The sequence below is a fragment of the Clostridium sp. AWRP genome, assembly GCF_004006395.2.
Taxonomy (GTDB): domain Bacteria; phylum Bacillota; class Clostridia; order Clostridiales; family Clostridiaceae; genus Clostridium_B.
In genome coordinates this window covers 3,661,474-3,677,164 of the sequence record NZ_CP029758.2, presented here as the reverse complement: position 1 = coordinate 3,677,164, position 15,691 = coordinate 3,661,474, and the positions used below count along the sequence as shown (strand labels likewise).

General features: G+C 30.3%; 15 protein-coding genes. 13 read left to right on the top strand and 2 right to left on the bottom strand.

Annotation, left to right across the window (positions count from 1 at the left end):
- The first annotated feature begins 57 nt into the window (after window positions 1–57).
- The 10 genes from DMR38_RS17065 to DMR38_RS17020 all read left to right on the top strand — a co-directional run bounded on the left by DMR38_RS17065 (window position 58) and on the right by DMR38_RS17020 (window position 11,080).
- The gene (locus tag DMR38_RS17065) at window positions 58–1,374 is read left to right on the top strand and encodes a nucleotide sugar dehydrogenase (RefSeq protein WP_127722450.1); all 1,317 of its coding nucleotides are present in this window, start codon (window positions 58–60) and stop codon (window positions 1,372–1,374) included.
- A gap of 35 nt (window positions 1,375–1,409) precedes the next feature.
- A complete protein-coding gene (locus DMR38_RS17060) occupies window positions 1,410–2,513 on the top strand; it encodes a Gfo/Idh/MocA family oxidoreductase (protein ID WP_127722449.1) in 1,104 nt (367 codons plus the stop codon).
- Window positions 2,514–2,581: 68 nt separating this feature from the next.
- Window positions 2,582–3,331, top strand: a complete 750-nt coding sequence (locus tag DMR38_RS17055; protein ID WP_063556021.1) for an N-acetyltransferase — start codon at window positions 2,582–2,584, stop codon at window positions 3,329–3,331.
- 20 nt (window positions 3,332–3,351) lie between these two features.
- A complete protein-coding gene (gene wecB / locus DMR38_RS17050; RefSeq protein ID WP_127722448.1) occupies window positions 3,352–4,404 on the top strand; it encodes a UDP-N-acetylglucosamine 2-epimerase (non-hydrolyzing) in 1,053 nt (350 codons plus the stop codon).
- 34 nt (window positions 4,405–4,438) lie between these two features.
- Window positions 4,439–5,698: an O-antigen ligase family protein gene (locus DMR38_RS17045; RefSeq protein WP_127722447.1), complete on the top strand. Its 1,260-nt coding sequence runs from the start codon at window positions 4,439–4,441 to the stop codon at window positions 5,696–5,698.
- A 197-nt stretch (window positions 5,699–5,895) separates the two neighbouring features.
- Window positions 5,896–7,008: a glycosyltransferase gene (locus tag DMR38_RS17040; protein ID WP_175413048.1), complete on the top strand. Its 1,113-nt coding sequence runs from the start codon at window positions 5,896–5,898 to the stop codon at window positions 7,006–7,008.
- 14 nt (window positions 7,009–7,022) lie between these two features.
- Window positions 7,023–8,573: a murein biosynthesis integral membrane protein MurJ gene (gene murJ / locus DMR38_RS17035; RefSeq protein WP_127722445.1), complete on the top strand. Its 1,551-nt coding sequence runs from the start codon at window positions 7,023–7,025 to the stop codon at window positions 8,571–8,573.
- A gap of 58 nt (window positions 8,574–8,631) precedes the next feature.
- On the top strand, window positions 8,632–9,606 hold the full coding sequence (locus DMR38_RS17030) for an acyltransferase (RefSeq protein WP_127722444.1): 975 nt from the start codon (window positions 8,632–8,634) through the stop codon (window positions 9,604–9,606).
- A gap of 105 nt (window positions 9,607–9,711) precedes the next feature.
- Window positions 9,712–10,365: a sugar transferase gene (locus DMR38_RS17025; protein ID WP_127722443.1), complete on the top strand. Its 654-nt coding sequence runs from the start codon at window positions 9,712–9,714 to the stop codon at window positions 10,363–10,365.
- Between the two features lies 1 nt (window position 10,366).
- Complete coding sequence (locus tag DMR38_RS17020) at window positions 10,367–11,080, top strand: WecB/TagA/CpsF family glycosyltransferase (RefSeq protein WP_127722442.1); 714 nt, start codon at window positions 10,367–10,369, stop codon at window positions 11,078–11,080.
- A gap of 64 nt (window positions 11,081–11,144) precedes the next feature.
- On the opposite strand, the gene DMR38_RS17015 is transcribed toward DMR38_RS17020, so the two are convergent.
- Together DMR38_RS17015 and pdaA are read right to left on the bottom strand one after the other, a co-directional pair.
- Window positions 11,145–11,558, bottom strand: coding sequence for an Rrf2 family transcriptional regulator (locus tag DMR38_RS17015; RefSeq protein ID WP_127722441.1), 414 nt, complete (start codon window positions 11,556–11,558; stop codon window positions 11,145–11,147).
- A gap of 132 nt (window positions 11,559–11,690) precedes the next feature.
- Window positions 11,691–12,557: a delta-lactam-biosynthetic de-N-acetylase gene (gene pdaA / locus DMR38_RS17010; RefSeq protein ID WP_127722440.1), complete on the bottom strand. Its 867-nt coding sequence runs from the start codon at window positions 12,555–12,557 to the stop codon at window positions 11,691–11,693.
- 154 nt (window positions 12,558–12,711) lie between these two features.
- Here pdaA and DMR38_RS17005 point away from each other — a divergent pair, with 154 nt between their 5' ends.
- The 3 genes from DMR38_RS17005 to spoIIAB all read left to right on the top strand — a co-directional run bounded on the left by DMR38_RS17005 (window position 12,712) and on the right by spoIIAB (window position 15,682).
- On the top strand, window positions 12,712–14,466 hold the full coding sequence (locus DMR38_RS17005; protein ID WP_127722439.1) for a TaqI-like C-terminal specificity domain-containing protein: 1,755 nt from the start codon (window positions 12,712–12,714) through the stop codon (window positions 14,464–14,466).
- Between the two features lie 437 nt (window positions 14,467–14,903).
- Window positions 14,904–15,239 (top strand): anti-sigma F factor antagonist, encoded by a 336-nt coding sequence (gene spoIIAA, locus DMR38_RS17000; protein ID WP_127722438.1) that lies wholly within the window; start codon window positions 14,904–14,906, stop codon window positions 15,237–15,239.
- Between the two features lie 14 nt (window positions 15,240–15,253).
- Entirely contained in the window at window positions 15,254–15,682 is a 429-nt protein-coding gene (spoIIAB, locus tag DMR38_RS16995; RefSeq protein ID WP_127722437.1) for an anti-sigma F factor, read from the top strand.
- Window positions 15,683–15,691: the final 9 nt, after the last annotated feature.

The window sequence follows — 15,691 nt, the reverse complement described above, 5'->3', positions numbered from 1 at the left end:
ATTGGGTTGTATTATAATGAAAAAAGTAGAAATGACGTTAAACTAGGAGGTAAAAAGATGTCGCAGTTGAGAGACGAATTAATTCAAAAATTAGAGAATAGGAAAGCTAAGCTTGGAGTAGTGGGATTAGGATATGTAGGACTTCCACTTGCAGTAGAAAAAGCTAAAGCAGGGTATGAAGTCATTGGGTTTGATGTTCAGGATAAAAAAGTTGAATCAGTAAATGAAGGACATAACTATATTGGTGATATAGTGGATTCAGATTTAGAGAAACTGGTTAAGGAAGGAAGACTTAAAGCTACTACAGATTTTAGTTTTGTAAAAGATGTAGATGCTGTTTCTATATGTGTTCCTACTCCATTAGATTTATATAAACAGCCAGATATATCATATGTAGTTAGTTCCACTAAAAGTGTTGCAAAATATTTGCACAGAGGAATGCTCATAGTACTTGAGAGTACTACTTATCCAGGAACTACGGAAGAAGTGTTAAAGCCTATACTAGAAGAAGGCGGACTTAAATGTGGAAAAGACTTTTTCCTTGCATTTTCACCAGAAAGGGTAGATCCAGGTAATAAACAGTATAAGACAAAGAATACCCCAAAGGTAGTAGGAGGATGTACTCCTGAATGTACAGAAGTGGCAGCTACACTATATAGAAATATATTAGAAAGTGAAATATATACTGTATCCTGTCCTGCAGTAGCAGAAATGGAGAAGATACTTGAAAATACTTTCAGAAATATAAACATAGGTCTTGCCAACGAAATGGCTGTACTTTGTGAAAGAATGGGAATAGACGTATGGGAAGTAATAGATGCAGCAAAGACAAAACCTTATGGCTTTATGGCTTTTTATCCAGGACCAGGACTTGGAGGACATTGTATACCTCTTGATCCATTTTATCTTTCATGGAAAGCAAAAGAATATGATTATCATACAAAATTAATAGAGACTTCTGGAGAAATAAATGATTTTATGCCAGAATTCGTAGTTGATAATGCTATGAAGCTTTTGAATGGACATAAAAAAGCTATGAATGGCGCAAAAGTACTTCTTCTTGGAGTAGCTTATAAGAAGGATATAGATGATTTAAGAGAGTCACCAGCCCTTAAAGTAATAGACCACTTGGAGAAAAATGGAGCAGAAGTAATTGTAAGTGATCCATTTATTCCTGAATTTGAACGCAATGGAAAAGTATACCATACGGTAAAATGGGAAGATGCAATAGATGAATCCGATATAGTAATTATAACTACAGATCACAGTCCTTATGATTATGAGGCTATAGCAGAAAGAGCTAAAATTGTTTACGATACAAGAAATGCTACTAAAGATGTAAAAAATAACAGAGAAAAAATTCATAAACTATAATTATACACAAATATTACTTTTTAAGAGGTGTTTTTATGAGTAAATTGAAATTTGCCATCTTAGGATGTGGAAGAATTTCTTACAAACATGTAGAAGCTCTAGCAGCTAATAAGGCAGAAGCTGTTTTGGTTGCAGTATGTGATTTGGTAGAAGAAAAAGCAGAGCAAAGAAAAAGTGAGTACATAGAAAAAGTTGGAGATGCTAAAGTATCAGTTTATACTGACTATAAAAAAATGCTTGAAGAGCAGGATATAGATGTAGTTACTATAGCTACTGAAAGCGGATATCATCCTGAAATAGCAATGTACTGCATGAACAACAAAAAGCATATAATATGTGAAAAACCTATGGCACTTTCAATAAAAGATGCAGATGATATGATAGAGTGTTCTAAAAAGAACAATGTAAAATTGTGCGTAAGCCATCAAAATAGATTTAATAAACCAGTGCAGCGGCTTAGATCTGCTGTGGAGGAAAATAGATTTGGTAGACTTGTAAATGGTACAGCTAGAATACTATGGAATAGAAATATGGGATATTATCATCAGGCACCTTGGAGAGGAACCTGGAAGCTGGATGGTGGAACATTGATGAATCAATGTATACATAATATAGACTTACTTCAGTGGATGATGGGAGGAGAGATAGACACTGTTTATGCTCAGTGTGATACTTTCTTAAGAGATATAGAAGCTGAAGATTTTGGAGCTATTGTTATAAGATTTAAAAATGGAGCTATAGGTATAGTTGAAGGTACTGCTTGCGTTTATCCTAAAAACTTAGAAGAAACTTTAAGTGTCTTTGGAGAAAAGGGAACAGTATGCATAGGTGGACTTGCAGTAAATAAGATAGAAACCTGGAATTTCGAAGATCACAAGGATTTAGATGATGAAATATTAAAATCACAAGAGGGAGATCCTGATACTGTATATGGTTTTGGACATATACCCCTTTTCAAAGATATGATAGATGCAATAAATAATAATAGAAAGCCACTTATAGATGGAGAAGAAGGCAAAAAGGGAATGTCTATAATTTTGGCGGCTTATAAGTCAAGACTTACAGGTATGCCTGTAAAATTCCCTATGGGAGATTTCTCAACTATGGATATGGTTGGAGTGAAAAAAATAAATAAGTAGCAGTTAATAATTGAGAATGGAGGCCTTTCATTCTCAATTATTAAATATGCAGGAAAAGGAGAATATATATGTCTGAAAATTATATATCGGATACTTCAAAAGTTGGCAATAATGTAAGTATAGGAAAATTTGTAGTTATTGAAGACGATGTTACAATAGGAGATAACTGCATGATAGGTCATAATGTAGTTATACATAAGGGAAGTAAAATTGGAGCTAATGTAAGGATAGATGACAACAGCGTAGTAGGTAAAGAGCCTATGAGATCAGTAAATAGTATATTTAAAGATGAGAAAAAATTTGATCCTGCTGTTATAAAGGATGGATGTCTTATTGGAGCAGGAGTTATAGTATACTGCGGCTGTGTTATAGGTGAAAATACACTTATTGCAGATTTAGCTACAGTCAGAGAAAATGTAACTATAGGAAGTAAAACAATAATAGGTAGAGGAGCTGCTATAGAGAACTTCTCTAAAATAGGTTCTAACTGTAAAATTGAAACAAATGTATATATTACAGCTTACTCAGAAGTAGAAGACAATGTGTTTATTGCACCTGGAGTCGTAACTTCAAATGATAACTTTGCGGCAAGATCTAAGGAAAGATACAAACATTTCAAAGGTGTTACAGTAAAGAAAGGTGGAAGAATTGGAGCTCAAGCTACTATACTTCCAGGCAAGATAATAAATGAAGATGGATTTGTAGCAGCAGGCAGTGTTGTTACAAAGGATGTAGAAAAGGAAATTATAGTAGCAGGTAATCCTGCTAAACAATTTAGAAAAGTTCCAGAAGATCAACTTCTTAAAAATCAACAGTAAACTTTGTAGGGAGGAAAAACATGAAGGTATTAACAGTTGTAGGGGCAAGGCCTCAATTCATAAAGGCTGCTGCGGTATCAAATGTAATAAGAAAACACCATACAGAAATATTGGTTCATACAGGTCAGCATTATGATGAAAATATGTCAAAGGTATTTTTTGATGAACTCAATATACCAAAACCAGATTACAATTTGGAAGTGGGTTCTGGAAGTCACGGAAGACAGACTGGAATGATGCTTATAAAATTAGAAGAGATATATGAAAAGGAAAAACCGGATTTTGTACTTGTATATGGAGATACAAATTCAACTCTTGCTGGAGCATTGTGTGCAAGTAAGCTTTTAATTCCTGTAGCTCATGTTGAGGCAGGACTCAGAAGTTTTAATAGAGATATGCCTGAGGAGCAAAATAGAGTTCTTACAGACCATTTGTCTAATCTTTTGTTTGTTCCTACAGAATCAGCAGTGGAAAATTTAAAAAATGAGGGAATTACAAAAGGTGTGCATAACGTAGGAGATGTAATGTTCGATGCAGTACTTAATTTTAAAAAGTTAGCAGAAGACAAGAATCAGATTATAAAAGAGATTGGACTTCAGGGAAAGGATTATATACTAACTACTATACATAGAGCTGAGAATACAAATCACATAGATAGATTAAAAAATATAGTTGAAGCTTTAAATGAATGTAATAAAGCAGTAATACTTCCCCTTCATCCTAGAACTAAAAAATATATGACAGATTATGGACTTAAATTTAATGAGAATATAAAAGTTATAGAACCTGTTGGATATCTAGAGATGATAAATCTTGAAATGAATTCTGAGAAGATAGTTACAGACAGTGGTGGAGTACAAAAAGAAGCCTTTTTTATGAAAAAACCTTGTATAACTATGCGAGATGAAACTGAATGGGTAGAAACCGTAAAAAACGGCTGGAATGTAGTAGTTGGAACTGACAAGGAAAAGATACTGGATAGTATAGTGAACTTTGTACCTAAAAGGGAGCAAAAAGATATATTTGGAGATGGAAATGCTTCTGGAAAAATACTAGAAATATTAGATAAATAAATTCTTCAGTAGCATTTGATATGGAGGTGAGGTTTTGTTTTTAAGTAGATTATTGTACTTATTGGTTTGTGCGTATATAGTACTGCTTCCACTTTTACCTAATAAGATGGCACTAGGAAGAATAAATATTCCTCCTGCAGATTGTATACTAGCACTTATTCTATTTGGATATTTTTTGAAACTTATTATATCAAAAGAGTGCAGAATTAGGTTTTCTTCAGGAATAAAGGATTTCTTTACTAATTATCTCACTATTTTTATGAGTATACTGGCACTTATGATGTTAATTTCAGTAAGTTATGCGGCAGACAAAAAACTTGCACTTAATGAAAGCTTTAGATTTATATCCTATATTATATTGTTTTTTATGATCAAGTATGAGTGGAATAAAAGAGAACTTCTAAACGGTATTTTAGGTTCTTACATATGTACTAATGTCATAATATGTGTCTATGGTATATATCAAAATTTTACAGGATTTGGACTAAGTGATGAATTCAAAAATTATGGGTATGCAAAATTTAAAATAACTGCCACTATGGATAATCCTAATAACTTGGCAGCCTTTTTAATATTAGCTATATTTCCAATGATTATGCTAGCTGTATATGAAAAGAAAAGGGAAAGAAAGGTATTTTATTTCTTGCTGGCAGTTTTGATGCTTTTTAATCTAACATTTACAGGTTCTAGAAATGCCATTGTTGGAGTGGCAATAGGAATGGTTATATTAGTCGTTATGTACAGTCTTAAGTTTATACTACCTCTTTGTATAATTGCAGGGGCATCTTTATTTATACCAGAAATAAGGGAACGAATAATGGCTATAAATGATCCAGTTCAAAATCAATCCAGAATATACCTTTGGAAAATTGCACAAAAGATGATAAAAGACCATCCTTTGTTTGGAGTTGGAAATGGGAATTACGTTAGCTTGTATGACAAATATACGAATATATATCCTCAGTATAAATTTTATGGTTACAAAGAGTGGCCCTGCCATAATTCCTATTTAAAAATGGAGACAGAACTTGGAATTATAGGTGGAGTATCCTTTGTAGCAGTACTTTTATCTTCTTTAATTAAAGTTAAAGCTTTTATAAATACAACAAAAAGTAAATTTTATAAGCATTTCTACATAGGATTTTTAGCTTCCATGATAGCTTTTTACGTTATGAATTTAGTTGACAACTTATTTTTTGTACCAAAGACTACAACTTACTTCTGGATACTCTTAGCAGTATCTCAAGGAATGATGTACAGGGAAAAGAAAGATGAAGGCATGTTTTTGAGTTAAGAATTAATAATTAAGAGTGAATAATGAATGGGGATTTTTCTCCACTATGCTGCGAAAAATCTAAAATATAGAGCTTATTGAAGCAATGCTTCAATAGCGCTATGTTTTAGATTTAGATTTTCTGTAGTGTTAGCGAAAGAAAATCAACCATAACTCTTAACTCTTAATTTTTAACTCTTAACTATTTCTAAGTGGAGGTGAAAGATATGAAGGTACTGCAGGTTATATCAGGAAATGATGTAGGCGGCGGTGGAAATTATGTGTTGAATTTGAGTTTTTATTCAAAGGACAAATTCCATTCAATTATAGGTACAATAGGCGGTGGAGGCCTTTATGATAAAAGTAAAAGTATGAATATAGATACAGTAAAGTTTAAAAGAGCTGCTACCTATGATAGATACTTAATAGATTATGTAAAAGAAAATCGTATTGATATTGTAAATTTTCATGGGGCAAAAGCATTTTTTATGCACTATTTTTTAAAAAATAAAATAGGTGTTCCTACAGTAGCTACAGTACATAGTGATTATAGAAGAGATTTTTTAAATAATAGGATTAAATACCTGTTTTTCACTCCACTTAGTGCACTAGGCTTAAGCAGCTTTAAACAATATATATGTGTATCAGATTATATAAAAAGATTGTTGGATAAGCAAAAATTTATAGGAGAGAAATTTGTAGTAAATAGCGGAATGGATTTTAATAATAGAGTTATAAAGGAAAGTAGAGAAAGTATACGAGCAAGATACAATATCTTAGAAAATGATTTTGTATATGTAAATGTAGCAAGGTGCCATCCCATAAAAAATCAGTTATCCCTCATAGAGGCATTTAATATGCTGAAAAAGCAAGTTAAAGACGTAAAGCTTATAATAGTTGGAGATGGGCCTATGGAAGAAACTCTGAGACAAAAAGTGGCACAGCTTCATTTAGAGAATAGAGTAATATTTACAGGCTATAAACCCAATGCATTGGATTTTGCAAATGCAGGTGAAGTAGGAATTTTAACTTCCTTTAGTGAAGGTGGGGCACCTCCTATGACTTTGCTTGAAAGTGTAGCAGTGAAAAAATATTTCATAGCGCCAGATGTAGGGGACATAGGGAAAGTTTTAGGTGATAATTTAATTTCATTAATAAATCCTAATTCCATAGAAGATATATACAAAAAAATGAGAGAAATTTATGAGGAAAGAAATGAGATACATCTAAAAGGTGAAAAATTATATGATGCTGTAGTTAAGAAGTTTTCCATAGATAGTTTTTGCACAAAATATTACAATGCTTATACTAAAATACTTTCAGAAAAATAGTTGGAGTGAAAAATATGGCAGAAAAGAAATTAATAAAAAGTTCCATTATAGTAATGCTTTTTATAATTGGCGGAAAAGTTTTGGCACTTGTAAGGGATTCCCTTATAGCTGCAAAATTTGGGGCTACTTATGTTACAGATATATATAATTTTGCATTGGGTATGGTATACCTTTTAACTACTATAAGTTACGGACTTACTACTACTTTTATACCGCTTAATTCGGAACATATCGAAAATAGCACTATAAGTGAGAGAAATAAATTTGTAAACAATGTAATAAACATAGCTTCCCTTTTTACAATAGTTCTCACAGCTGTACTCATAATATTTTCAAAACAGATAATATATGTTTTTGGACATGGTTTTACCTCCAACAGTGTAATATTTGCTCAGTCTGTTCAAATAATAAGGATAATGTTTTTATCACTTATATTTGTAACTTTAGGGAGTGTGGTTACAGGAGTGCTTCAGTCCCATAAAAGGTTTTATGAACCTGCTGCTATGGCATTTGTATCTAACTTAGTTTATATAGTGTATTTAGTGTTCCTAACTTCTAAATATGGTATAAAGGGATTTGCAGTAGCTACAGTAATAGGATTTTTCGCTCAATTTGTAATAAATTTGCCAAGGTATAGGAAACTTAAGTATAGATATAAATTTATATTGGACTTTAAAAATAATGATGTACATCAGATGTTTAAGCTAATGATCCCCATAGTTATAAGTACCTCAGTAGTTCAATTAAACTTGTTTGTAAATAGATGTTTTGCAAATAATATATATTTTGGAGCAGTTACAGTTCTGGATTATTCAAATAAAGTAAGTACTTTAGCTTATGAAGTTTTTGCCATAGGTATAGCTATGATTGTATATCCTACTTTATCTGAACTAGCAGTTAAAAAGGATGTTGTGAAGTATAAGAAATCCCTTATAAGTGCTATAAATACTATAATGATAATAATGATACCTGCCTCAGTGGCTATAGGAGTTTTAAGAGATCCACTTATAAACTTAATTTTTAGGAGAGGGGCATTTACAGCACAAGCTGCAAATTTAACTTCAAGTGCATTATTATTTTACTGCCCTGCAATGATTGCATATGGAGTAAGGGATATTTTAAATAAAGCATTTTATTCTGTTAAAGATGCAAAAACCCCTATGTCAAACAGTTTTGTGGGCATAATTATAAATATAATTATAAATATAATTATAATAAAATATATGAAGGTTTCAGGGCTTGCTTTAGCTACAACTATCTCTGCAGTTATTACTACCTTACTTATGATGTGGAACTTGAATAAAAAATTAGAAGGAATGAATATTAGAAAACTTGTTTTAAGTTTTGCTAAAATAGTTTGTTCTTCTGCTATTATGGGAATAGTTATATATGTTATAAATAATTTCTGTATGAATAAGATTTCATCTATTATGCAGCAAAGTATGATTTCAATTTTCATATCTTTTGTATTTGGCAGTGTAGTTTACTTTATATGTTTGTATTTTACTGGATTAGAAGAGTATAGGAACCTAATAAATGGACTTAAAAATAAAATTACAGGATAGATATTAAATATTTTGTACAAGGAAGGTGGCAGACATTACAAAGAGACGTATTTTGGAAATGGATGTAATAAGAGCACTTGCTATAGTTGCAGTAATAGTATTACATGTTTCTGCAACTATATTGTATAGGAGCACACCTTATTCTACCACTTACAATGCTAACTTTATATTGAATCAGTTTTCAAGATTCTGTGTTCCTGCATTTATAATTATTTCTGGAATGGGACTCACTATAAGTTATAAAGAAGGATGTGGCTATTTTAAATTTATAATTAGAAGATTTTTAAAAATAGTACCACAGTATATAGTGTGGTGCTTACTATATATAATAATTATAACTAAGGATTTTAATATACATACTGATTTAAACAACATAGTATATGGAAATGTATTTTATCACTTTTATTTTGTACCTTTAATTATTGAATTTTACATAATATTTCCTTTTATATACAAATTCATGGAAAAAAAGTGGTGGCTATTACTTAGTTTTTTAATGACATCATTTTTTATTGTATATACCTATTACTTTAAAATAGTGACTCCAGATCAGTGGTTTTGGAATAAAAAAAATTTATTTTACTGGATCTTTTATTTCTCATTAGGAGGATATATGGGGAAAAATCTAGATAATATATCCCAGAAATTAAAAGAAATTAGGCCTATAGTGTGTGTTATGTTTTTACTTTCAATTTTTACACTGTTGTATAGTTTTATAACGGGGAATCAGTACGGCAAAAGTATAGACTATATTACAACTTTTCAGCGTCCCTCAGTAATTTTTTATTCTACATTTTTTGTAATTTTTATATTCAGTTTTGAATGGAAGAAAGGATTGTTTATGAAAATTGTAAGGTATATATCCAATACTTCTTATGATATTTATTTATCACAGGCAGGTATACTATATTTGTATACTCAATATTATATAGGAAGATATGTGCATGTGGATAATTTAAGCTTTGGGGTAAATGCTTTTGCAGTTACATTGATAGGGTCTATAGCACTCAATGAGATAAAAAAACTTTTATGAGGAGATAGTCGGATAAAATATATGCAATATGATATAATAAGTAAAAATATAATAAGGCAGGTGAAGTAACTGATTTGTAGGTTTAAATTTACAGATCATAAAATTATGCAGACAGAAGATATAAAAATAGATGTGGATAAAGATATAAAAAGTAAAGCCTTTCAATTATTTCTCAAGAGAATAGCTGATTTTATATTATCTCTTGTAGGAATAATTATACTTAGCGTAGTATTTGTAATATTGGCTATATGGATTAAATTGGATTCGAAGGGCCCTGCTATTTTCAAACAAGTTAGAGTAGGTAAGGATGGAAAGAATTTTACCATATATAAATTTAGAACTATGGTAGTAAATGCGGAAAAAAAGAGAGAATTAGACATTGATCCCGGTGACTTAGAAAATTTTGTATTTCAAAGTAAGAACGATAATAGAGTGACTAAATCAGGAGCTTTTTTAAGAAAAACAAGTTTGGATGAAATTCCACAACTTTTTAATGTATTTATTGGAAATATGAGCTTGGTTGGGCCAAGACCTGAAATACCAGATGTAGTTAAATTCTATCCTGATTCGTATAAACAAAGATTGCTTGTAACACCAGGAATAACTGGATTGGCACAAGTAAGCGGAAGAGGAGAAATAGAACTGGGAAAGACCGTATATTATGATTTGATGTATATAAAAAAGTTTTCGCTGTGGATGGATATAAAAATTTTACTAAGGACGGTCTCATCTGTATTTAAAAGTGAAGGTGCATTTTAATATGTTTACAAGATTGTTAAAATATAATGTGTTTAATGGAAGTAAGATGGAGCTTATGGAGTATATAGAAAAGTTTTCTAAAGTAAACATAGTTTCTGGTAATCCAGAAGTACTCTATAATGGGCTTAAGGATAATTTATTGTTGACTAGTTTTACAGCAAGTAGAAGTGTAATAATTCCAGATGGAATTGGAACACTTTTGGCTTCGAAAATGGTGAAAGTGCCTATAAAAGAAAAAATAGCAGGTATAGAAATAATGGAAGATGTAATAAAAAAATGTAGTATGGAAAATAAATCTATATATCTTTTAGGTGCTAAACAGGAAATACTTGAAGAATGCAAAGAAAATCTAAAACGAAAATACCCTAAGATTAACATAGCCGGAAGCCATAATGGATATTTTGATCTAGAAAATTGCGAAGATATAGTGTGTGATATAAAGAAAAGCAATGCTTATGCACTTTTTGTAGCTATGGGTGCTCCCAAACAGGATATATTTATAGCAAGAAATATGGACATACTTCCATGTAGAGTGTATATGGGTGTAGGAGGAAGTTTTGATGTTTTGGCGGGAAAAACTAAAAGGGCTCCAAAATGGATGATAGAACTAGGACTTGAATGGTTATACAGAGTTTGCAAGGAACCTTATAGAATAAAGAGACTTTCTTCTATACCCAAATTTTTATTAAAGGTTGCAGAATATAATAAAAAGTAAATGTTAATTATCAAAACTTATATTTAAGGCTGTGTGATATTTAGTTATCAATGGCCTTAAAATTTTAAATTTTATCTTCCATTATATCTTTGAAATTAATACTCTCTAGTTCGTTAATTAGAGTACTCTGTACCTTTGAAAGAGCATTGTGCACACCACAGTGTCCTTTTTTATGGGCATTGCAATGTTCTGTATCGTATAGGCATCTGTTTAAGTAAATAGGCCCATCTATAGCTTCAATAATATTTCTTAAAGTAACATCTTCAGGCATACGATTTAAAGCATAGCCTCCATTAACTCCTCTGAAAGATTTTACTATACCCGCTTGAGTCAGTTTCCTTAAAAGTTTAAGAAGAAATCTTAGAGGCACATTTTGATCTTTAGCTATAGTCTTGGCTTCAATTTTTTTACCGTACCCCAAATTTGACAAGTAAAGTACAACTCTAAATCCATAATCTGATTCCTGTGTAATTTTCATAATATCTCCCCAAACATAAATATATTTACCTAGTTCAAAATAATGTAAATTAGGTATAACATACAGTTATATACAAGTTAATTATACCTAATTTACAGAACATTATAAAGTATAATATTAGAAAAGATATTTTTAATGTAATTTATCCAAACCCTCTAAAACATAACCTTTATTTTTCCAGTCTTTTATAAGTGAATCCAGTATTTCAGAATTTGTCTTTGACACTGCGTGAAGTAAAATAATGGCTCCATTATGAGTCCTGCGATTTATCATTTTTTTTGCTTCCACAGGTGAAGGCTGTTTTTGTCTATTCCAATCATTGTAGGCAAAACTCCAAAATATGGTTTTATATCCTAATTGCTTGGTATAAAATAAGGATAATTCACTGTATTTTCCCATAGGAGGCCTAAAGAATTTAGGCATTTCTTTACCTGTAATTTCTTTATAAGTATTTTCTGTTACTGTAAATTCCCTTTCAAATCTTATAGGATCTTTTGCAGCATCTGCCATTGAAGGATGTTTTTCTGAATGATTGCACACTAGATGACCTTCATTTACCATTCTTTTTACAAGTTCCGCATTGTCTTTTATATAAGGGGTAGTAACAAAGAAAGCGGCTTTAACATTGTTGGATTTTAATATATCTAATATCTTAGAAGTATATCCATTTTCATAACCTTCGTCAAAAGTAAGATAAAGTATTTTCTTTGAGGTATCTCCTAAATAATATCCAGAGTATTTGTTTAAGAGTTTTAGTATATCTGCAGGTTCCTCTGAAGGCATACCAGAATTATTAGGCTTAAAAAACCAATTTTTTTCTCTTCTATCTAAGTTTTGAGTATTTAGATTTTTTAACCTAGAAGAAGCATTATTATCATCTAGAGTAGTTACGTTTTTTGTATTTGTTAAAGTAGTTTTTCCTACCTGGTAACCTTTAACACTATAAGGACATAGAAAAATTGTACATAGGAGAAATATAGACACAAATTTTTTATTCAAATATAATCACCTACCTTATAAGATATATTTTATGGTATACTTAATTTAATAATTTATACTTGAGATTAATAGAGATTGTAAGAAAATTATAGCAGGGAAACGTTGTATAGCGATGTTTCCCTGTAATGCATATATTGAGTATGGAGACAAAAATATGAACAGTTTTATTGAAGATATTGAAGAAATTTACAATTTTATTAAAAAAAATATAGATGTAGAAGAGAAGATTCATTTTATAGAAACATATAAGCAGAATGCTAATATGAAGAAAGAAATTAGCTTTTCAGAAGAATATTATAAACAGAAAATTATGAATAGGAAAAACGGAGTAGTGTATACTCCTCCGGAAATGGCAGCATTTATGGTTAAAAACTTGATAAATGCCAATGATGTAATTGAAAATCCATTTATAAAAGTAGTAGATCCTTCCTGTGGATCTGGAAATTTAATTTGTAAGTGCTTTCTATACTTAAATCAAATATTCATTAAAAATATTGAAGTTATAAATAGTAAAAACAATTTAAATTTGAAATTAGAAGATATAAGTTGCCATATAGTACATAACAATCTATTTGGATTCGATGTAGATGAAACTGCAATAAAAGTTTTAAAAATAGACTTATTTTTGATTAGCAGTCAGTTTAGTGAAAAAAATTTTCAAGTAAAGGATTTTCTAGTGGAAAATATAGATATAAAATTTGATGTGTTTATAGGAAATCCCCCATATATAGGACATAAATCTGTAGATTCCAGTTATTCATATATTTTAAGAAAAATATATGGAAGTATATATAGAGGTAAAGGAGACATATCTTACTGCTTTTTTCAAAAATCATTAAAATGCTTAAAAGAGGGAGGAAAATTAGTTTTTGTTACTTCCAGGTATTTTTGTGAATCTTGCAGCGGAAAAGAACTTAGAAAGTTTTTAATTGAAAATACCACTATTTATAAAATTATAGATTTTTATGGTATAAGACCTTTTAAAAGAATAGGTATAGATCCAATGATAATATTTTTAGTAAGAACAAAAAATTGGAACAATAATATAGAAGTCATAAGACCTAATAAAAGTGAAAAAGATAAATTCGTTGATTCTTTGTTTTTAGATAAATCTGAGAGATACAAAAAATTTTTTATATCTCAAAGGTCCATAAACAGTAATGGATGGGTATTTGTTGATGAAGTTGAGAAAAATATAATAGATAAAATAAAAGCAAAAAGTGAATTCATTTTAAAGGATATATGTCACAGTTATCAGGGTATAATAACGGGATGTGATAGGGCTTTTATAGTTGATAGAGACACAATAAATAGTAGAAAAATTGAATTAAGGTTGATAAAACCATGGGTGAAAAGCAGCCATATACGAAAAAACGAGGTAATTAGAGGTAAAAAATTTATTATATACTCAAATTTAATACAAAATGAGATAGAAAGTCCTAATGCTATAAAGTATATAGAGCAGTACAAAAAAAAGCTTATGAAGAGAAGAGAATGTAAAAAGGGAACGAGAAAGTGGTATGAGCTTCAATGGGGGAGAAAACCGGAAATTTTTGAAGAAAAGAAAATTGTATTCCCATATAAATCTTGTGATAATAGATTTGCTATTGATAAGGGAAGCTATTTTAGTGCAGATATATATTCTTTAGTATTAAAAAAAGATGTACCTTTTACGTATGAAATACTTTTAAATATATTAAACAGTTCTTTGTATGAATTTTACTTTAAGACCTTCGGGAAAAAATTAGGAGAAAATCTATATGAGTATTATCCTAATAATGTGATGAAATTGTATATTCCTTCTATTGATTTTAGAGGAGAAAATAATGTAGAAAAAAGGTTGTGTGATTTTTTTGGGCTGACAGATAAGGAGATTGAGCTTGTAGAAAAAATAAAAGATAATTGCTGAGTTCATATTTGGCAATTATCTTTTTAAATTTTACTAAAAAAATTATCATTATGTGTTTAAAAATATAATAGGTGGTAAAAATAAATAATAAAATTACTAATAAAAAAAGAAGGAAAATTATTCCAAACGGAGAATAGTATTAAAGTACAGGTTTTGATTTAATAGAGGGTTACTGATTAAAAATTACAACTATGTGTACATATTTTTGGTTTATTGTAACTCCAGATTAAAAATGAAAGAAGGGGGGTAAGAGTGTCTGGCTCGGACTATGCATTATTTATGCATATGACTAAAATTCTTAGTATGAATTTTAGTCATATAACAATATGCCTTTATTGTTATATGGTAAATTAAAGTTAAAATTGAGATTTTAACGCTGAGGCTATATATGGCAGGTACTTTATTTAGTATAGCTTTAGTAGAGCTTTAGATAATATATGAATTTAGAATTTAATGTAAAGGACAATAAACTTATAGTTTATATGAGAGGAGAACTAGATCATCATAGTGCAGAAGAAGTGAGAAATAAAATAGATGATAGATTGGACAGAGATGGTTTAAACAAATTGATAATGGACTTCTCAGGAGTAAGTTTTATGGATAGCTCTGGAATAGGAGTGGTAATAGGAAGGTATAAAAAACTAAATTCTGCAGATGGCAGCGTATGTATTGTAGGTGCAATCAATTCAGTAAAAAGAGTATTTGAACTTTCAGGTATGTTTAAAATTATAGGACTTTATGACAGCGTTGCGGAAGCACTTCAGAATATTTAATGGGGGGATAAATTATGTACGATAACAATATGAAAATAGAGTTTATTAGTAAATCACAAAATGAAAGCTTTGCCAGAGTCTCAGTAGCAGCTTTTGTGTCACAACTTGATCCTACAGTGGAGGAATTGGCAGATGTAAAAACTGCAGTTTCAGAGGCAGTTACAAACTCTATTATTCATGGCTATGAAAATAAGGAAGGTGTAGTTAAAATTCAGGCCTTTATTAAAGAAAAAGAACTTATATTGATAGTAGAAGACCAAGGTGTAGGTATAGAAAATATAGAACTTGCTAGACAACCCCTTTATACTTCAAGACCTGATCTTGAGAGATCAGGCATGGGATTTACTGTAATGGAAACTTTTATGGACTCCCTTAAAGTAGAATCTGAAAAAAACAAAGGGACAAGATTAACTATGAAAAAAGTTTTTAATTCATTAAGTTAGGTGAATAGT